Genomic DNA, 17,509 nt, shown 5'->3' on the forward strand with positions numbered 1-17,509 from the left:
CTATGGTCCATGGTCAAGATGTTTTCATGCTGATTTCGCAATTCGCCAGAGAGGTCGGACTCTCGGTCGATACGGTGCGGTTCTATATTGCCAAGGGCCTGCTGAAGCCCGAGCGCAGTGCGCGCAAGGGCGGCGCCAATCCCTATCAGGTGTTCGGCGCGGACGATGTGACGGCGGCGCAGATGATCCGGCTGCAGCAGTCGCTGGGATATTCGCTCGCAGAGATCGGCGCGCTGGCCGAGGAATATCACCGGGGTGCCGGCTCGCCGGAGCGCACCGGCGAGGTTTTGCGCAAGCAGATCGCCCGGCTGGAAGAGCGCCAGCGCGAACTCGATGCCGCACTGGCCTTCCTCAAGGGCAAGCTGGATTGGGTGGAGACAGGCCAGCCCAGCGCTGCTCCCCGGCCTAACGCCTATTTCTGCTGATCTCTGCTGGAGGCGGCGAGCCGCTTGAGTTCCGCCATGCCTTCTTCGACCGAGATGACCGGGGCATATCCAAGATCACGTCTAGCCTTGCTGATGTTAAGCGTGACTTCCACGGCCATCGTCGCGAGATCCTGCCGGGTGACCGGTGGTTTCACGCGACCTCCCGAAAGGCGTGCGGCCAACTCGCCGGCACGTGCGACGGCGCCAACGAGCCAGGAAGGCACCGCCTTTTCAGGCGGAGCGATGTCCTGCGTTTCCAACAATCGGGATACGAAGCCGCGGAACGTCGACGGCTCACCATCTGTAATGAAATAGGCCTCGCCGGCTCGGCCCTTCAGCAACGCCAGTTCGATGCCGTGACAGACGTTGGCAACATGGGTGGCCGAGGTAAGATACTCGCCTCCGTTGATCCACGCCATCTGTCCAGACCGCGCGGCTTGCGTCAGGATCGGCAAGGCGGTCGTATCGTCGCGGCCCCAGATAAAGCGCGGCCGCACAATCACGGCTTCGAACCCGTTACCGCTCTGCGCGCGCACGATCCGCTCTGCCTCGGCCTTGGTACGCGAATAAGCGCCGGGAAAACGTGAGGGCATCGCCCGGCTTTCATCCACGTTGATGAGCGGACGTCCGTCGAGAAGCACCGATTCCGTGCTGATATGCACGGCCCGCTGGACCCCCGCCTGCCGGGCAGCGGCAAATGTCGCGCGCGTTCCCTCGACATTGACTGCCATATGTTTGGTTGTCTCAGGTCCATGGCTGGTATGGGCCGCCGCATGGATCAGCGACCGGCATCCTTTCATCGCTTCGGCGGCGATCGCCTCCGACAGCGGGCCTATGATCGGCCTTGCACCCAAGGCGCGGACCACCTCCGCGGACGCCTGCGAACGAACGAGGGCAACAACCTCGACGCCCTTTGCGACGAAATGCCGGATCAGGCTACGCCCAACATAACCACTCCCTCCGGTAAGAAAGAGCGGCGACAGCAGTTCGGGGCCGGAGGCGCTATCGCCTCCGACGGTCTTGTTTTCGTTCATGGATTTTCTGCCTTTTACATTAGGGGCATGGATGCGGGGCGATCACCCCGGAGAGCCGGACGCGAGCTGGCGGATATCATCGAGAAGTGCTGCACGCTCACTGTCGGACCATTGATGATAATCGAGGGTTTCGAGCAGTTTGAGGCCTTCGAGCGCAAGATAGGCCAGCATCGGGCCTCTCGCCGTGCCGGCCTCCTCCCGAATGCGGTCGATCACGGCGGTCTGGTTCTTCTGGATAGCGGAGCGTAGCGAATGGTCCTGCGCGAGCGCTGCGCAGATATTCAGCGCCACCGCGCGAAACGCATCGGGAAATGGTTGGCTCGCTGCAGATATCCGGCCCTTCAGCGTCGCATTGTCGCTTGCTGCGAAGGGTTCTGCGGCCGCCTCGTTGAACGCATTGTCGCGGATGACCGCGCGTTGGACCATGGCCTCGATCAGGGCCTGTTTGGTACCGTAGTCATAGACCACGCTGCCCTTGCTGATCCCGGCTTCCTGAGCGACGCCTTCCAAGGTCAGGCGTGTCGCGCCAACTCGGGCGACGACAGCCTCAGCTGCATTGAGGATGCGGTTTTGATCGATACTCTTCTTGCGACCCATTGGCCCTGTCCATTTATATCTGATTGGACGGATATAAATGGACAGGGCATGATCGTCAACGTCCGATGCGCCGGACGGCGGCGACGCGATGACAGCGTTGTCGAATTTCACCGCAACCCTACGCGACCCGAAGGCGCCACTTGAGGACAAAAGTCTGGCGTTGCGGTTCATCGTCCACATCATCGGAGATCTGCACCAACCTCTTCACGCTGGCGGGGGCACAGACCGGGGTGGCAACGACTTCAGGGTCACGTGGTTCGGACGGTCTACAAATCTTCACTCGGTGTGGGACTCGGCCATGATCGAGCAGCGCGCCCTGTCCTATTCCGAATATGCTGGGTGGCTCTCGCGATCGATCCTGCCGGCCCAGATCATCGCCTGGAGCGATCAACGCCCGGCAATCTGGGTCGGCGAGAGCATCGCCTTGCGCAAAACCGTTTATCCGTCCGATCCCGGTATCTCGTGGGATTATGCCTATCAGCATCGCAGTGAACTGGACGATCGCCTGAAGCGTGGCGGGGTGCGGATCGCGGCCTATCTCAATTGGGTGTTTGGTTCCCATCCGACGGTCGAGCGATCTGGAAAGCAGAAATAATATGCCCAGGGGGACACGCCATGATCTGACCGGTGTGCTTCTCATGCGCGGCGCAAGCCCGATCCTGCGTATGGCTGATGGAGGAGAGTGGCGGCTGGACCTGTCTGGCCGGTACCGCCACCTTCTTGGCAACCTTGTCCGCGTGGAAGGTTGCCGATCGGAGTTCGATATGCTGGATGTCGAGATCATCAGTCTGGCATGACGATGACGGAAGATCAGATAGTGCTCGGAGCCGCCATCATGCTCATCAGGCGACATGGCCACCACGCGCCTGTGCATGTGGCTGAACGTATCGGCGAGCTTGCAGCCGAGGGCGACGGGATGGGTGTCGCTGTCTGGAAAGCGATTGCGGTTTACATGGATGATATCCTGCGGGCAGGCCCGATCCAGTAGATTGCAGCGCCGGGACAGGGCTTACCTCCATTGCGCAGATCGATGCGGCTGTTGGGTAGCTGCCCAGCCTTTGGCATATCCCTGATCGAAAAGCGCAACTTGACCGAACGCGTCAATCTTGTGACGGTAGACTATGGCTACAGACGTCGCGATTATGCTGGATCGACTGATCGCTGAACGCGGTGATACCTATGCGGGGATTTCCGGACTTCTGGGCCGCAATGCGGCCTATGTGCAGCAATTCATCAAGCGCGGCACGCCGCGCAGGCTGGCTGAGGAGGACCGCCGTATCCTCGCCCGTTATTTTGGCGTTTCAGAAGAGATGCTGGGTGGCCGCGAGGGAATATTGTCGCATGATCCTGTGCCCGACAGGGAGGTCGCAACGGCCCTGGTAGCGCGGCTGTCTCTGGGCGCGTCGGCGGGTTATGGAACATTGGACGATCTTCAACATTTTGCCGATCGCGTCGCATTCGACGTCCGATGGCTTCGCCAGCTGGGCATCGATGCCAGGACCGCGACCATCATAAGGGTGGATGGCGAATCGATGATGCCGACGCTCAACCACGGCGACGACATCATGGTCGATCATGCCGATGGCTCAGGCAGGCTTCGCGATGGCATTTACGTGTTGCGACTGGACGGATCACTGATGGTCAAGCGCGTTGCCCTTGGCCCTTGGCGCGGCAGATTTTCTGTGCTCAGCGACAATCCGCTTTATCCCGACTGGAGCGATCTAAACCCGGATCTGGTTCACATCGTCGGTCGCGTCGTGTGGGCAGGGAGGCGGCTTTAGCACTTCTGCCGCTTTAACCATGTTATTGCATTGAGCGCAGGAAAATAGGAAAACTCCCTCGTAATTGGAGGGAGCCTATCGAATGCCGCAGCGCCTGGCAGAATTGACCGAGCAACAAAAGCGCTGCCTCCGCTTCGTCCATCAAGGCCTCACGTCCAAGGAAATCGCTCTCCGGCTCGCGACGACCCCTGGCGTCATCGACAATTATGTCCAGGCCGCGGTGCAGAAGCTTGGCGCGCTCAACCGCAGGGAAGCCGCGCGTCTCCTGGCTGCCATGGAAGAACCTGTGGTGCAGCAATTGCACCTGCAACCGGAACCACTTGCTGAACCGCCAAAATCCGCCACTTTGGACGTATCGCCACCGATGCCGGAGCGGGTGGCGAAGCCTGATGCGCAAAGGGGCGTGAGAGGCAGCCTGACAGGGCTCTGGATCGCGGTGTGGACATGGTTCCTGCACCATATAGGAGGGCCGCCACATGACCTGAACAAGGCTGAAACAATCAGGTCCATCCTCTGGACCGCTCTGGCGACGACCGGCGTCCTCGCCTGCATCATCACTGTCTCGGCGTGGCTGAATTACAAGGCCACCTGACCCTCCCCTCACATCGCCAGCAACCCGAGAACCTGCATGCCACCGTGCCTGCACGAAGGAGATTTCTTATGCCCGAATCAGAAGAAACGATTTTGCCGCTCGATCGCGATCGCTTCCTGACCCTGACCGAAAGCGTATTTGGCACCTATACGCATATCGATGCCGCCATGGCGCATACGCTGCGGCTGGCGGGGGATATGGTCGAGACCGCCGGTGAAATCGGTCTCGAGCCCAATGTCAGCCAGTCTCTCTTCAATGACCTGACCAGCTGCCTCGGGACGATGCTCCTGTCACGTCAGCAGTTTCTGAAGGTTCATCGCCGGGCGCACGCGATTCGCAAGCGCACGACCGTCGCCTGGGAAGGCTGTCCCTACACGATCGATAGCGAACCGGCCACGTCTTCGGTCCCGGTTCAACTCAAAGTTGTGGCCTGACCGGCTTGACGCGGGAGCGGAATATCGCTTCTCACCACTGGAATGATCGCCCTCAGCTACTCCATCGCGCTGTTGATAACCGCCATTTACGCACTGTCTCATGGCGGTCGCGAGGGGAGAGCCATTGTCGCCATCATCGGGTTTCTCTTCGCTGTTTCCTTTGTTCTGCAACATGCGTCGGACGACCCTGAATTCACGATGGCCGCAAGTCTGGGCGTGGATCTGGTTTCTCTGGCGATGAAGATCGGGCTGGCACTGTCCAGCCGGCGACGCTGGCCCATCATCATCGCTGCTTTCCAGGTCAATTCCGTGGGTGCGCAGATCGCTATTCTGCTATCGCCAGCCTTCAAGCTGAACTTTCACATCCTGGCCTCGACCATATGGGCCATCCCGACACTTGCCGTGATCGTGACCGGCATATTTCTTGATCGCCGGTATGATCGCGCCATGACCGTTGAAGGAATGCGACGTGGAAAACTGGAATCCGCGACATGATGTAACGCAGACATCCCTCACGCGTCGGGCTCAGGTAAAGAACCTGACCGCGCAGTTCGAAAAATGGATCAGCGACAACCTTCCGCCACTCGCGCAGAACACCGGTCCGGACTGGATCGGGGTTGCCGCCGACACGTCTGCCACCTCAGCCAGAAACAGTTCTGCAGCTCCTGCCGCACCGACCATGAACGGTTCGGTCGATTTCTTCCGTAGGCTCCAGAAAGCGCGAAATCGGCGCGCGAATTTCTTTGGAGGAGACCTGTTTGTCGATCCGGCATGGGACATCATGATCGACCTCTACATATCAGCTGCCGATCACAAGCAGATTTCCATCTCCAGCGCCTGCATGGCATCGGGCGCGCCGCCCACGACTGCACTTCGCTATCTGGCAAGCCTGACAGATGCGGGCATCATCATACGCACGGCAGATGCGCGTGATGGAAGACGGATTTTCGTGCGGCTGAGCGATGAGGCCCGGCAGACGATGACGAACTGGTACGAAAGCACTGGCTTTGCCTGAGCGGCAGCGATCAAATTCACGGTCATCTAATCGCAATGATCCGGTCATTAAACTGACCATTGATGAAAATAGATGCTCCTGCCTATGGGCGATTATCCTCAAGAACAGGCGTATATACTTTCGCGGCGACTGTGGGCTGGTTGGGCCGGCCTGTTGGCGCAGGTCGAGCGGATGACCCGGCGTTGCGACAGCGAGGATCTGTTACACGATGCCTATGTTCGCATGGCAGCCCGTCCCCAACAGCCTGACAATGAGGAAGCCTTTCTGGTCCGGGCGGCGGTCAACCGCGCGCGCGACAGCTATCGCCGGGAAAAGGTGCGCGGTCCGGCGACCGGTGAGGATGCGCTCGCGCTGCTGCGCGACGGCGCGCCTTTGCAGGATGAGGCGCTGATGGCGCAGGCGCGGCTCCGGCGCGTGTCGGAAGGGATCGATCGACTGCCGCCGCGGACGCGCGAGGTGTTCCTGCTGCAGCGGATCGACAATCTCAAATATCGCGAGATTGCCGAGCGGCTTGAAATAAGCCAGAGCGCGGTCGAGAAGCATATGGCCAAGGCGATGACCTTCCTTGGCGAATGGACGAAGGATTGGTGAGCCCCGACATGTCCGGTGAGCGCCCCATACCCCGGACCGCGGCCGAGTGGATTGCAAGACTCAACGCGGACGGACGGACGGCAGATGACGAGCAGGCCTTTCGCGCCTGGCTCGCCGCCGATACCGCGCATGCGGCCGATTTCGAGCGCGTGACCGATATCTGGGCGCTGGTGCCCGGAACCGATGCGGCGGTACGGCTGGCGCCAGCGCGCAGCCTGTCACGACGGCGGATGCTGGCAGCTTGCACTGGTACGCTGGTTGTGGGCGGCGGCGGTATGGCCATTATGCAGACCGCCTATGCAGGCACTCGCTATCAAACGGGCATTGGCGAGCAGCGCCAGCTGACTCTGGCGGAAGGATCGTCGCTCTTTCTCGACGCCGATACCGATGTGCGGGTGCTGGCGAGCGCCAGCCGGCGACGCCTGTGGCTGGAGCGTGGGCGCGTGGCGCTGACCGTCAAGCCGGCGACCGCGCCCTTTGCAATCGATGCCGGCCGGGGCAGTTTCGTGGCCGGCAGCGGCCGGTTCGACGTGCGGCGCGATACCGATGACAAGCTGGCGATGACTGCGCTGGTCGGGCAGGCCGAGGTGGCGATCGGTGGCGGGCAGCGCAGCCTGTCCGCCGGGCAGCGGATCCGCACCGATGCCGCCGATGTCGTGCAGGTCGATCGACCGGATGTCGAAACAACCCAGGCCTGGCTGAGCGGCCGGGCGGCCTTTCATGACGATCGGCTGGATACGGTGGCGGCGGAGGCCAATCGCTACAGCCTGACCCGGCTGGTGATCGCCGATCCCGATACTGCCGCCCTGCGGGTGAGCGGCATGTACCGGGTGGGTGACAATGTCGCGCTGGGGCAGGCGCTGTCGCAACTGCTGTCCGTGCCGGTTCGACAGGTTGGCGACCGGGTGCTGCTGGGCGGTTGAAAAAAATCTTTGGGGCCGGGGTGGGGTAAAATCCGCCTGGCGCGTCGGGGAGGCGCGGCGCCTTCTGCCGCTGTCCACGGGGGATGATCGTGACCGTTTCTGCTTCGCGCAATTTGCGCCGTTCTCTGGTGCTGGGCGCCGCTCTCGCCGCCTTCTGTGCCGTTCCGGCCAAGGCGCAGCAGCGCCAGGCATCCGTCCAGATCGCCGCGCAGCCGCTCGCGCCCGCACTGGAGGCACTGGCCCGCCAGACCGGCACCGACATTTTGTTCGCGCCTCAACTGGTGGCAGGCATGAGCGGCCCGTCGCTGAGCGGCCGGATGGACGCGATGTCAGCGGTCGAGCGGCTGATCCAGGGCAAGCCGCTGGCGGTGCGGCGTCAGGCTAATGGCGCGCTTCTGATCGTGGCGGCGCCGGCCCAGCCGCAGGAAACGGTCGCTACCGGCGGCGGCGAGGTTGCGACCGACATCATCGTCACCGGCTATGCCGCCAGCCTGTCCGGCGCGCTCGCCGAAAAGCGCAAGGCGACCAATGTCGTTGACGTGGTCAAGGCCGAGGATATCGGCAAATTCCCCGCCCAGAACATTGCCGAAGCGCTGCAGCGCGTGCCGGGCGTGTCGATCGTCCGCGATCGGGGTGAGGGCGTGTTCGTCCGCATCCGCGGTCTGGGCGCCAATTTCCAGGTCGTTACGCTGAATGGCCGGTCGGCCGCAGTGAACGAGAATGTTCGCGACAGTGGCCAGAGCGGTCGCCAGTTCCGGTTCGACACGCTGCCGTCCGAACTCATGTCGGCGGTGGAAATCATCAAGAGCTTGCGCGCGGACCTGGCCGAGGGCGGCATCGGCGGCATCGTCAATCTCCAGACCTTCCGCCCGATCGACCTCAAGAAGCCGGTGCTGGCGTTGTCCGTCACCGCCAGTTCGCCGCGCCTGGCCGATACTGTCGATCCGCGACTGTCGGGCATGGCCAGCTGGGTCAATGACGAAGGCACGTTCGGCGCGCTGATCGCGGCGGTCTATGACGAGCGCACCACGCGCCAGGACCGCATCACCGGCGTCGGCTGGGCCGATGGGCGGATCGACGCCGATGGCGACGGCACGCTGGACAGCGACACCATCTTGGTGCCGACCAGCACGCGCCCGACACTGGAGCGGGAAAATCGCAATCGCATCGGCCTCAATGGCGCGATTCAGTGGAAACCCGACGATCGGTTCGAGCTGAATGTCGACGGCCTCTGGAGCCGGCTCAACATCGACTATGACGAATTGACCTATTCGACCGATTTTTCCGCGACGACGCCGGGCGCGATCGTGCCGGGAACGGCCGTAATCCAGAATGGCGTGCTGACCGCCGCGACCGTCATCACATCGACCCAGATCGGCCGCGAGACGTCGCGCCTCCAATATGAGAATTGGTTGATCGGGGCGAACGCCAGATGGTCGGCCAATGGCTGGACGATGACCGCAGACGTGAGCCTGGGCCGCGCCTATTCCAATACGCCCACGCCCATCTATCGTACCCGCCTGCTCGGCGGAGTTGGTCAGGTCGCCTTCGACTATGGCAAGGTCGGCGAACGGCTGCCCGACCTCAATTTCCTGACAGCCGATCTAACGGAATCGACCGCGCTGCCCGGCCGCCGGATCGAATATCGCGTCAATGACTCGCTCGATCGCCAGCGCGCCGCGAACTTCGACGTGACACGTGAACTGGACGGCGCGCTGCGTGCGCTGCGGTTCGGCGCAAAATATGAAAAGCGTGACCGCACCTATAATCGCCGCGATATCAACTTCACGAATGGTATCTCGGGCCGGCGGTTCGACGACAGCTATTTCGACGCCTTCCCCGTCGACGATTTCCTCAGCGGCGCGGGCGGAAATCTGCCGACGAGTTGGGTCATGCCCAATGCCGATCGCTTCTGGGATGCGGCAACCGGCAAGGAAGCATTGCTCGACGCCGATCTGACGCGCGGCGATCGCCGCAACAGCTACGCGATCGATGAACGGATCATGGGTGGCTATGGCATGGCGGAGTTCAGCTTTCCGCTGGGAGGCGTCACGATCCGGGGCGATGCGGGATTGCGTTATGCCCATACCCGCCAGATATCGTCGGGCTATGCCGACAATGGCTCGGCAGCGCTGCCCGTCAGCTTCGAGCGTAACTATGGCAATGTCCTGCCGTCGCTGAACCTGGTTGCCGAATTCACATCGAACCTGCAGATGCACCTTGCCGCCTCGAAGGTCATCACCCGCCCGTCGCTCGCCGATCTGGCGCCGCGCCTGACGATCAACTCCAACCCGACCGTGCTGACGGCGGTGGGCGGCAATCCGGAGTTGCGGCCGTTCGAGGCCTGGCAATATGATGGCACCGTCGAATGGTATTTCGCGCCGGGTAGTGCGCTGATTGGCGGCGCCTTCTACAAGGACATCACCAGCTTCGTCTTCCAGCAGACCCGCAATTTCGATCTGGACGGCCAGATCTATCGCCTGACCGCGCCGCAAAATGGCGGCAATGCCTATGTCGCGGGGATCGAGATCGCCTATCAGCAGCTGTTCAGGATGCTGCCGGCGCCGTTCGATGGCCTGGGTTTCCAGGCCAATTACACTCACACCAAGAGCAAGGGCACCTATGCCCTATCCGACCGCGCTACTTTCCGCGACGACCTGACCGATGTTGCCGGCGACAGTTTCAACCTGACCGCTTTCTACGAAAAGGGGCCGGTCGGCGCGCGGGCCAGCTATAGCTGGCGTGGCAAGGTGCTGCGCGACGTTGGCGGCGCGGGCCTGGCCGCCAATAATGACGCGGCCTTCGGCAGCCTCGATTTCGACATTTCCTACAAGTTCACGCCCAATGTCACATTCGTGGTACAGGGCATCAACGTGGCCGGCGGAGTCCAGTGGCAATATGTCCGCGACGATCGCTTCGCGGGCTACACCGATTATGGCACCACGCTGATGGCCGGCGTGCGGGCCCGTTTCTGAACGGAAGGACGGCGATGATATTTCGATCGATCAGGATCATGATGGCGGCGGGCGCGATGCTCGCCGCCGTTCCGGGGTACACCCAGGCCCCTGCTGAACCGCAGCGGGCGCGAAACATCATCCTGTTCCTCGGCGATGCCGGCGGCGTGCCGACGCTCAATGCCGCGGGCATCATGGCGCATGACCGGCCGCAATCGCTGTTCATCCAGTCGATGCCGCATATCGGCCTGTCCGACACGTCGGCGCTCGACAATTGGGTGACGGATTCGGCGGCAGGCATGACGGCGATCATGACCGGGCACAAAACCAAGAGCGGCATGATATCTGCGTTGCCGGAGGCCGATGGCACGATCACCCCGGTCAAGAGCTTCCTCGAATATGCCGAGCAGCGCGGCCTTTCCACCGGCGTCGTCACCAATATGCCGATCTGGGACGCGACCCCGGCCGCCTGCTTCGCCCATGTCGCCACGCGCAAGGACAAGGACCAGATTTTCCGCCAGATGCTTAGCCCTCGCTTCGGCAATGGCGTCGATATATTGATAGGCAAGGGGCAGGCCGATGCGATTGCATCCTTCGCCAAGGATGGCACGTCGCCGCAACAGGCCTTTGCCAAGGCCGGCTACCGCTTTGGCGATGATCCGGCGCTGGTGAAGGAAGCCGGCCGGGCCGCGGTGCTGCGCGATGCCGATTATGCGCCGATCCCGGCGGTCGAGGCGACGATCGGCCAGCTTGCCCGCAATCCCAAGGGCTATTTCCTGATGGTCGAATGGGACATGCATACCGACAAGCCGGAAAATGGCCTGAAGCATGTGATCGAGATGGACGACATGATCCGTCGTATCAGCGCGATCGCGGGCAAGGACACGCTGATCCTGTTCACCGCTGACCATAGTTTCGGCCTGCGCATGAGCAGCGGCAAGCGCAATGCGCCGATGGCGCAGCAATATGCGGCTGCCGCCGCCAAGCCGGGCACGACGGTCGCCAGTAATCCGATCATTGGCGTCGAGGACAATCATACCGGCGAGGAAGTGATCGCTGCCGCTGCGGGGCCAGGCGCCGATCAGGTTCATGGTTTTTCTGCCAATACCCGCCTGTTCGATGTGATGTTCAAAGCGATGGACTGGCAGAAGGAGGATTGATCGCGCGCACAATGATCAGCACATGTTTGTAATGCCGCTTGCTACCAGGAATCGAGTATCGGTGTATGAGCGACAAAAATGGTCGTCCTCGGAGAGCCCGCCTGAAGGCGCAGAATTTATAATCAGTCCTGATCTTGCATTGAAATCTAGAGCATCGAGCCTTTAATCGGACGCATATCCGGTTGCCTTGAGGAAGTTCCAGCATTCGTCTGGCGTGTAGATGTCGCAGATGTTGCCGATTGCCTGCCAGAGGGCATCGATGGTTCTGGCGCCGGTGCGTCTGAGATGCGCCTTGAGTTTGGAAAAGGCCATTTCGATCGGGTTGAGATCGGGGCTGTAGGGCGGGGTAAAGAGGAACCATGCGCCCCGCGCCTTGAGGATGGCCTTGGCTTTTTCGCTTTTGTGGCTGGAGAGATTGTCGAGGATCACGACGTCGCCCGGATTGAGAGTGGGGGCGAGCTGGGTTTCGACATAGGTCTCGAAGGCCGTGCGGTTCATGGGGCAGTCGATGCCCCATGGTGCGGTCAGGCCATCACAACGCAGGGCAGCGATGAAGGTCTGGGTTTTCCAATGGCCGAAGGGAGCGCGGGCCTTGAGGCGCTGATCGCGTCGGACCCTTCCGCGCAGTCGCGTCATCTTCGTGGTGGTTGCCGTCTCATCGATAAAGACCAGGCGGTGCGGCTGTTTTCGAAGGCTGGATTGCCGATAAACACGCCACGCCCGACGCGCCTGGGCAATATCATCGCGTCCGCATTCCGATGCCAGCAGCGTTTTTTTAAAGCTGTAGCCCGCTTTCAGCAGTGCCCGCGACAGCGAGGCGGGATGCGCCCGAACGCCTGTCGCCATCGCAAGCCGGGCCGATAGTTCGGGCATGGTGATGTCCGGCTCGGCATCGACCCATTTCGCCAGTGTCGCCATATGGGGCGCAAGTTTGCCGTCTCCAGGCGGGCGGCCTTGCCGCGCAGGTTCCGCCGATCCCGTCGCAGCTACGCGCTGCGCCAGCTTCACAGCGCAACTCGCGCTCACCCCAAAATGGCGAGAAGCAGAGCGACGTGATTGCCCAGAAGCAATGTGATTGACGATCCGACCCCGAAGATCAGACGAATAGGATTTCCCCATGATCCACCTCCAACAACGGTGAATCACATTCCCCAACCTTTGGGAATCCCCAGATTCCTATTTCAAGCTCGATGCTCTAAGTGCTCGTCAATGCAAGCTAAGCCATTGATTTTATTGGTGACCCCTACGGGAATAGAACCCGTGTTTCAGCCGTGAGAATGCCAATGCAGGAAAGGCATAGCCAAACCGCATGGAGAAGCGTTATCTTCATTGGTTGCGATAGCACCAAACGCGACGTAATTTCAAGATAAATATCAACATTTTTTTACGATAAAATTGTCATTGGAGTAATAATGCCTCAAGTGGTCCCAAGACGTTCCAGAATGTTGTTGTTAATAATGTCGAAATTATTAGATATGTACAAATAATAATATTGATTATGGTAGGTCAGTAGATTGATCTGAGAAGATGTTTATTACCCTGGTTGCGACATCATCCGCCGCCGAAGAATTCGGAGCCGAGGCAAAGATCGAATTGCGGGCGGTCGCCAGCTTGCTTGCCAGCGGTGGGCATGGTCTCCGGATCATGCGCTTTTCCTTGATCCTTGGGAGGATTTTACTTCGGTCTCCGCAGGATGCAAGATGCGTCATGACGCAAATGTTGACGGTTTGTTGAATGATTTTTGGGCGTCAGAGTAAAAGTCATTCGATTTCAGGGGATTGTGTAGAGAGCGAATAGATCGGTGGCATCTATACCTGCATGCAGAGCGCGCAGGCCTCCTATAATGCCGCGGTCGGCTTCGCTTCGCTGGGGCAGGTCGATCCGGTGAGCCATATCGCCGGGCAGAAAATCTATCTGTTCAGCGGGACCAAGGACCAGACCGTCAAGCAATCGGTGATGGACGCAGTGCGCGACTTCTACGAGGCGGCGCAGGTGCCGGCGGCGAACCTGCGCTATGTTAATTCGACGGCAGCGGGCCATGCCTTCATCTCCGACGATTTCGGCAGTGGCTGTGACGTGACGGTGACTCCGTTCGTCAATGAATGCGCGGTCGACGGGGCGCCCTATGACCAGCCGGCGGCGATCCTGACGCAGATCTATGGCCCGCTGAAACCCAAGGCGACCAGCCTGTCGTCCACGCCGGTGGCGTTCGACCAGTCGCAATATGCCGGCGCACTGACCGGCATGGCGTCGAAAGGCTATGTCTATGTACCCGCGAGTTGCCAGCAGGCGAGCGCCAAATGCGCGCTGCATGTCGTCTTCCATGGCTGCCTGCAAAGCGCCGACACGGTGGGCGACGCGGTCTATGGCAGGCTGGGCTATAATGAATGGGCGGACAGCAACGGGATCATCATCCTCTATCCACAGGTCGACAAGAGCATGATCCCCTATAACCCGCAGGGGTGCTGGGACTGGTGGGGCTATAGCGGCCTCAATTTCCAGACCAAGGGCGGGCCTCAGCTGTCGGTGGTCCATGCCATGGTGCAGCAACTGACCAACCAGTAGGGCGCATCGGTCCGGCAAAGGAAAAGGGTGGAGAAGCAGCGCGCTTCTCCACCCTTTTCCTGTATTGTGCGAACCTTAGAGCGCGCTGCGTTAAATCCGACGCAGATCGCGCGCTCTAAGTTTTTGTTGTCGCATCGTTTCAAGCGCAAAACCGGTTCCCACTTTTGCGCACGATGCCCTAGTTGGTCTTGAAGCGCACGCCGACGCGGAAGGCGCGGCCGAGCAGGTCGCTGAAGGTCGAGTTGGCCGACAGGCCCGTTTCGGGCAACAGGATCGGATCCTTGTCGAACAGGTTGGTGATGTTGAAGAAGAGCTGGCCGTCGGACCCGCCGACCTTGATCTTCGCGGTGAAGTTGAGGTCGGTGTAGAAGGCGCCGTCGATATGGTTGCTGTCGATCGTCGGATTGGCGGCCGTGCTGGCCGGGCAGTTCGTCGTGCAGACGATGTAGGTGTTGTTGTAGGTGCCCGAGCTGACGCCGCGACCGACCGCCGAAATCGAGTAATTGGGCGTGTCGAAGGTAGCCGACAGACGGAAGATCCAGTCGGGCGTGCCGCTTGTCTGGCCGCTATTCTGGCCGACCGAGTCGATCGGCGCGGAAACGCCATTGTCGACCAGATTTTCCAGATAGTTGGTCGCGGTGCCGCGCAGCGTCAGGCTGCTGGAACTGCTGTTGAAGATCCGGTCGAGGGGCACGCGATAGCTGGCTTCATAGTCGATGCCCCGCACCTTGACCTTGGCGAAGTTGAAGGGGCTGGCCGAAACGAAATAGTCGCGATCGCCGAGCGGGTCGGCGACGATTGCGTCGCAGAAGGATTGCAGCCCTTCGGTGCAGCGCTGGGCGATGTCGTCGGCGAAGAATTGCGCGATCGCATCCTTCACCTTGGTGCGGAACCAGTCGACCGAGAAGGAAAAGCCCGGCAGGAAGCGCGGCTGGAGTACCGCGCCGAGCGTCAGCGTGTCCGCCTTTTCAGGCTTCAGCGCCAGATTGCCGGTGGTGAGTTCGCGGAAGGTTCTGCCCGCAAACTGGCCGTAGGCCGATGCGGTGCTGAAGGTGTTGGTGCGCGACGTGCCCGACTGGAACAGTTCGTTGAGGTTGGGTGCGCGAATGTCGCGCGAGCGGGTGCCGCGCAGTCGGATATCCTCGATCGGCTGCCAGGTGAGGCCCGCCTTCCAGGTTTCGACGGTGCCCGACGTAGAATAGTCGGTTACGCGCGCCGCACCGTTGAATTCCGCGCCCAGACCCAGCGGAATGACGGTTTCGAGATAGGCTTCCTTGACATTGTAGCTGCCGAAGGTGGGACGGAAATTGCCGACCGACCAGCCGCTCTGAAATTCGGTGGGGACGAAGCCCGATACTTCTTCCTTGCGATATTCGCCGCCGACCGCGACGCTGACATCGCCCGCCCAGGTGGCGAAGGGGGTCATGGACAGGTTGACGCCGGCGACCGTCTGCTTGAACTTCTGGTCGCGATAGGGATCGCCCATGACCCAGTCGACCGCTGCCGGATTGGCGACGCCGACACCGAGGCGATTGAGCGGTATACAGCCGTTGGTCGGATTGGTCAGGGTCGAGCGGCAGACGATCGTGCCCGCCGCGACGCCCAGCGCATTGCCCGCCGGCGCGAACACGGCATCGGTGGCCAGCGCCATGCGCGACGTGTTCATGATGTCGCGCAGCAGTTCGTGCGTGTCGGTCTGGCCATATTGGGCATAGGCGTCCCACACTGCCTTGTTGCCGAACATTTGGAATTCGCCGCCCGCGCCGATCGTGTAGCGCTGGGTTTCGCGGGTGCTGTTATTCTTGCGATAGGGCAGGTCTGCCGCCGAGGTGCCGAGTGTCACGTTGGTCACACCGACCAGCGCCGCATTGCCGAGCGCCTGCCGCAGATAGGCATTGTCGCCGGTGAGGGTGAAGGTTGCCGCCTGCGGCCCCGCGTTGAACAGGGTCTTGTTCCAGTTGTAGGACGCCTCGCCATAGACTTGGAGCCAGTCCGCCAGTTCATAGCTCAGGCGACCGAACACGCCGCGACGGTCGTCGGTGGCGTCGAGGCCGATGCGGCGCGACGTGTCGTTGATCTGCCAGTCGCCGCCGACGGTCTGCGACGAGTCGGTGAGCGAGCCGAACTGATATTGTCTGGCGACGCCGCCCTGATCGAAATAGGTGCCGCGCAGCGTGGTCGCGCCGCCTGTCTGCGAACGGATGATGCTGCCCGGTGTCGCGTTCCAGGTACCCGCGCCGCGCACGACCAGATTTTGCGGACGGCCGTTGGTGGCGGTGTAGTTGGGGTTGATGAGGGTGCGATAGCCCAGCTGGTTCCAGTCGCGATCGACCTGGAAAATGCCGTCGCGATGGGCATATTCGCCTGCGACCAGGATATGGCCGCGCCCGCCGGCGAAGCTTTTGCCGATCGCGCCCGAGAAGCTGTAGTTGAAGCCGTCACCCTTGTCGGTGATGCCGGTGTCGGCGTCGATCTTGAACCCTTCGAACTTCTTGTCGAGGACATAGTTGACGACGCCCGCGACAGCGTCCGAGCCATAGGCGGCCGATGCGCCGCCGGTCACGATCTCGACGCTCTTCACCAGCGACTGGGGGAAGGTGTTGATGTCGACCAGTCCGGTGATGGTCGATCCGACCGAACGGCGGCCGTCGAGCAGCACCAGCGTACGCACTTCGCCCAGGTTGCGCAGGTTCATCGTGTTGATGCCCGCCAGACCCGAACTGATCGCGAGGCGCGAGTTGGAGGGGCGAGTGCTGCCCGCCAGTGCCGGGATCTGATTGACGAAGTCGGCGATATTGTTGGTCGGCGACTGGTTCTGGATATCCTCCTGCGTCATGACAGTGAGGGGGGTGGGCGACTGGAAGCCGTTGCGCACGATCCGGGTGCCGGTGACGACGATCTGGTCGACGGGGGCCGCTTCTGCGCTCTGCTGGGGCGCGACTGCGTCCTGCGCCAAGGCGGGAGCGCCATGGACCAGAGCCAGAGCGGTCATCGCCAGACCAAGGCCGTGTTGGCGGCCGAACGACCGACGAATTCGCCTGAAATCACGCATATACAAAACCCCCTTTGTCAGAGGATGGGGCTGCGCGCGTTATCGCGTGCGCGGCGTTAGAGCGCCGATCTGGCCCGACCCTTCCCTTCACCACATGACCGCAGGGCAGGCACGATGCCCTTCCCGTTCCCCGCCGTCACAACGATCCCGACCTTCCACCTGACCGGCTGGAAAGTCGGTTCCATGACGGGGAGGTTACAGGGTGGTCACGGCTGGTCAATAGATTTGGTATTACTTTGATCGTATAAAGGTATAGCCCTAAGGAATGGCGGGCCGAAATGCGCCGGTCGTGGCCGTGACAGATAGCTTGCAGTTATGGGCTGCGATCGGCTTACTATATGGCGTGCCCATGATCCTGCGATAGTCGTCGTATTTCAATTCTATAG

18 protein-coding genes and 1 pseudogene are annotated in these 17,509 nt (G+C 61.3%); 15 read left to right on the forward strand and 4 right to left on the reverse strand.

Annotation, left to right across the window (positions count from 1 at the left end):
• Positions 1–26: 26 nt before the first annotated feature.
• On the forward strand, positions 27–425 hold the full coding sequence (locus DM806_RS01305) for a MerR family transcriptional regulator (RefSeq protein WP_179041472.1): 399 nt from the start codon (positions 27–29) through the stop codon (positions 423–425).
• On the opposite strand, the gene DM806_RS01310 is transcribed toward DM806_RS01305, so the two are convergent.
• Both DM806_RS01310 and DM806_RS01315 read right to left on the reverse strand, forming a co-directional pair.
• Positions 413–1,459, reverse strand: a complete 1,047-nt coding sequence (locus DM806_RS01310; RefSeq protein ID WP_179041473.1) for an NAD-dependent epimerase/dehydratase family protein — start codon at positions 1,457–1,459, stop codon at positions 413–415. The genes DM806_RS01305 and DM806_RS01310 overlap by 13 nt on opposite strands.
• 42 nt (positions 1,460–1,501) lie before the next feature.
• Complete coding sequence (locus DM806_RS01315) at positions 1,502–2,056, reverse strand: TetR/AcrR family transcriptional regulator (RefSeq protein WP_179041474.1); 555 nt, start codon at positions 2,054–2,056, stop codon at positions 1,502–1,504.
• A 55-nt stretch (positions 2,057–2,111) separates the two neighbouring features.
• On the opposite strand from DM806_RS01315, the pseudogene DM806_RS01320 reads away from it, so the two are divergent.
• From DM806_RS01320 to DM806_RS01375, 12 genes and pseudogenes are all read left to right on the forward strand, one after another.
• A pseudogene (locus tag DM806_RS01320) lies at positions 2,112–2,651 on the forward strand (S1/P1 nuclease); the annotation flags it as partial.
• 1 nt (position 2,652) lies between these two features.
• Positions 2,653–2,853, forward strand: a complete 201-nt coding sequence (locus tag DM806_RS01325; RefSeq protein ID WP_179041476.1) for a DUF5818 domain-containing protein — start codon at positions 2,653–2,655, stop codon at positions 2,851–2,853.
• Positions 2,850–3,044, forward strand: a complete 195-nt coding sequence (locus tag DM806_RS01330; RefSeq protein ID WP_306294730.1) for a DUF6961 family protein — start codon at positions 2,850–2,852, stop codon at positions 3,042–3,044. Before DM806_RS01325 ends, DM806_RS01330 begins: the two co-directional genes overlap by 4 nt.
• 133 nt (positions 3,045–3,177) lie before the next feature.
• Entirely contained in the window at positions 3,178–3,837 is a 660-nt protein-coding gene (locus DM806_RS01335) for a S24 family peptidase (RefSeq protein WP_179041477.1), read from the forward strand.
• An 82-nt stretch (positions 3,838–3,919) separates the two neighbouring features.
• Positions 3,920–4,429, forward strand: a complete 510-nt coding sequence (locus DM806_RS01340) for a helix-turn-helix domain-containing protein (protein ID WP_179041478.1) — start codon at positions 3,920–3,922, stop codon at positions 4,427–4,429.
• A gap of 68 nt (positions 4,430–4,497) precedes the next feature.
• On the forward strand, positions 4,498–4,863 hold the full coding sequence (locus DM806_RS01345; protein WP_179041479.1) for a hypothetical protein: 366 nt from the start codon (positions 4,498–4,500) through the stop codon (positions 4,861–4,863).
• A 42-nt stretch (positions 4,864–4,905) separates the two neighbouring features.
• Positions 4,906–5,358 (forward strand): hypothetical protein, encoded by a 453-nt coding sequence (locus DM806_RS01350; protein ID WP_179041480.1) that lies wholly within the window; start codon positions 4,906–4,908, stop codon positions 5,356–5,358.
• Positions 5,333–5,878, forward strand: a complete 546-nt coding sequence (locus DM806_RS01355) for a hypothetical protein (protein WP_179041481.1) — start codon at positions 5,333–5,335, stop codon at positions 5,876–5,878. Before DM806_RS01350 ends, DM806_RS01355 begins: the two co-directional genes overlap by 26 nt.
• Positions 5,879–5,950: 72 nt before the next feature.
• Positions 5,951–6,469: an RNA polymerase sigma factor gene (locus tag DM806_RS01360; RefSeq protein ID WP_256869032.1), complete on the forward strand. Its 519-nt coding sequence runs from the start codon at positions 5,951–5,953 to the stop codon at positions 6,467–6,469.
• A gap of 8 nt (positions 6,470–6,477) precedes the next feature.
• Positions 6,478–7,392, forward strand: a complete 915-nt coding sequence (locus DM806_RS01365) for a FecR family protein (RefSeq protein ID WP_179041482.1) — start codon at positions 6,478–6,480, stop codon at positions 7,390–7,392.
• A gap of 83 nt (positions 7,393–7,475) precedes the next feature.
• A complete protein-coding gene (locus DM806_RS01370; RefSeq protein WP_179041483.1) occupies positions 7,476–10,367 on the forward strand; it encodes a TonB-dependent receptor in 2,892 nt (963 codons plus the stop codon).
• A 14-nt stretch (positions 10,368–10,381) separates the two neighbouring features.
• A complete protein-coding gene (locus DM806_RS01375) occupies positions 10,382–11,506 on the forward strand; it encodes an alkaline phosphatase (RefSeq protein WP_179041484.1) in 1,125 nt (374 codons plus the stop codon).
• Positions 11,507–11,668: 162 nt separating this feature from the next.
• Here the strand turns inward: DM806_RS01375 and DM806_RS01380 are convergent, their stop codons facing one another.
• Complete coding sequence (locus DM806_RS01380; RefSeq protein ID WP_179041548.1) at positions 11,669–12,625, reverse strand: IS630 family transposase; 957 nt, start codon at positions 12,623–12,625, stop codon at positions 11,669–11,671.
• Positions 12,626–13,033: 408 nt separating this feature from the next.
• Here DM806_RS01380 and DM806_RS01385 point away from each other — a divergent pair, with 408 nt between their 5' ends.
• Both DM806_RS01385 and DM806_RS01390 read left to right on the forward strand, forming a co-directional pair.
• Positions 13,034–13,240 carry a hypothetical protein gene (locus DM806_RS01385; protein WP_179041485.1) on the forward strand — a complete coding sequence of 69 codons (207 nt, stop codon included), beginning with the start codon at positions 13,034–13,036 and terminating at the stop codon, positions 13,238–13,240.
• Positions 13,241–13,324: 84 nt separating this feature from the next.
• A complete protein-coding gene (locus tag DM806_RS01390; RefSeq protein ID WP_179041486.1) occupies positions 13,325–14,071 on the forward strand; it encodes an extracellular catalytic domain type 2 short-chain-length polyhydroxyalkanoate depolymerase in 747 nt (248 codons plus the stop codon).
• Positions 14,072–14,249: 178 nt separating this feature from the next.
• Here the strand turns inward: DM806_RS01390 and DM806_RS01395 are convergent, their stop codons facing one another.
• Complete coding sequence (locus DM806_RS01395) at positions 14,250–17,123, reverse strand: TonB-dependent receptor plug domain-containing protein (protein ID WP_218647279.1); 2,874 nt, start codon at positions 17,121–17,123, stop codon at positions 14,250–14,252.
• Positions 17,124–17,509: the final 386 nt, after the last annotated feature.

The sequence above is a fragment of the Sphingobium lactosutens genome (genome assembly GCF_013393185.1).
GTDB lineage: Bacteria > Pseudomonadota > Alphaproteobacteria > Sphingomonadales > Sphingomonadaceae > Sphingobium > Sphingobium lactosutens_A.

Bases quoted from the DNA above. Each gene is read 5' to 3' on its own strand.
- DM806_RS01305 (WP_179041472.1), top strand. From the start codon at position 27: ATGCTGATTTCGCAATTCGCCAGAGAGGTCGGACTCTCGGTCGATACG.
- DM806_RS01310 (WP_179041473.1), bottom strand. From the start codon at position 1,459: ATGAACGAAAACAAGACCGTCGGAGGCGATAGCGCCTCCGGCCCCGAA.
- DM806_RS01315 (WP_179041474.1), bottom strand. From the start codon at position 2,056: ATGGGTCGCAAGAAGAGTATCGATCAAAACCGCATCCTCAATGCAGCT.
- DM806_RS01325 (WP_179041476.1), top strand. From the start codon at position 2,653: ATGCCCAGGGGGACACGCCATGATCTGACCGGTGTGCTTCTCATGCGC.
- DM806_RS01330 (WP_306294730.1), top strand. From the start codon at position 2,850: ATGACGATGACGGAAGATCAGATAGTGCTCGGAGCCGCCATCATGCTC.
- DM806_RS01335 (WP_179041477.1), top strand. From the start codon at position 3,178: ATGGCTACAGACGTCGCGATTATGCTGGATCGACTGATCGCTGAACGC.
- DM806_RS01340 (WP_179041478.1), top strand. From the start codon at position 3,920: ATGCCGCAGCGCCTGGCAGAATTGACCGAGCAACAAAAGCGCTGCCTC.
- DM806_RS01345 (WP_179041479.1), top strand. From the start codon at position 4,498: ATGCCCGAATCAGAAGAAACGATTTTGCCGCTCGATCGCGATCGCTTC.
- DM806_RS01350 (WP_179041480.1), top strand. From the start codon at position 4,906: ATGATCGCCCTCAGCTACTCCATCGCGCTGTTGATAACCGCCATTTAC.
- DM806_RS01360 (WP_256869032.1), top strand. From the start codon at position 5,951: ATGCTCCTGCCTATGGGCGATTATCCTCAAGAACAGGCGTATATACTT.
- DM806_RS01365 (WP_179041482.1), top strand. From the start codon at position 6,478: ATGTCCGGTGAGCGCCCCATACCCCGGACCGCGGCCGAGTGGATTGCA.
- DM806_RS01370 (WP_179041483.1), top strand. From the start codon at position 7,476: ATGATCGTGACCGTTTCTGCTTCGCGCAATTTGCGCCGTTCTCTGGTG.
- DM806_RS01375 (WP_179041484.1), top strand. From the start codon at position 10,382: ATGATATTTCGATCGATCAGGATCATGATGGCGGCGGGCGCGATGCTC.
- DM806_RS01380 (WP_179041548.1), bottom strand. From the start codon at position 12,625: ATGGGGAAATCCTATTCGTCTGATCTTCGGGGTCGGATCGTCAATCAC.
- DM806_RS01385 (WP_179041485.1), top strand. From the start codon at position 13,034: ATGTTTATTACCCTGGTTGCGACATCATCCGCCGCCGAAGAATTCGGA.
- DM806_RS01390 (WP_179041486.1), top strand. From the start codon at position 13,325: ATGCAGAGCGCGCAGGCCTCCTATAATGCCGCGGTCGGCTTCGCTTCG.
- DM806_RS01395 (WP_218647279.1), bottom strand. From the start codon at position 17,123: ATGCGTGATTTCAGGCGAATTCGTCGGTCGTTCGGCCGCCAACACGGC.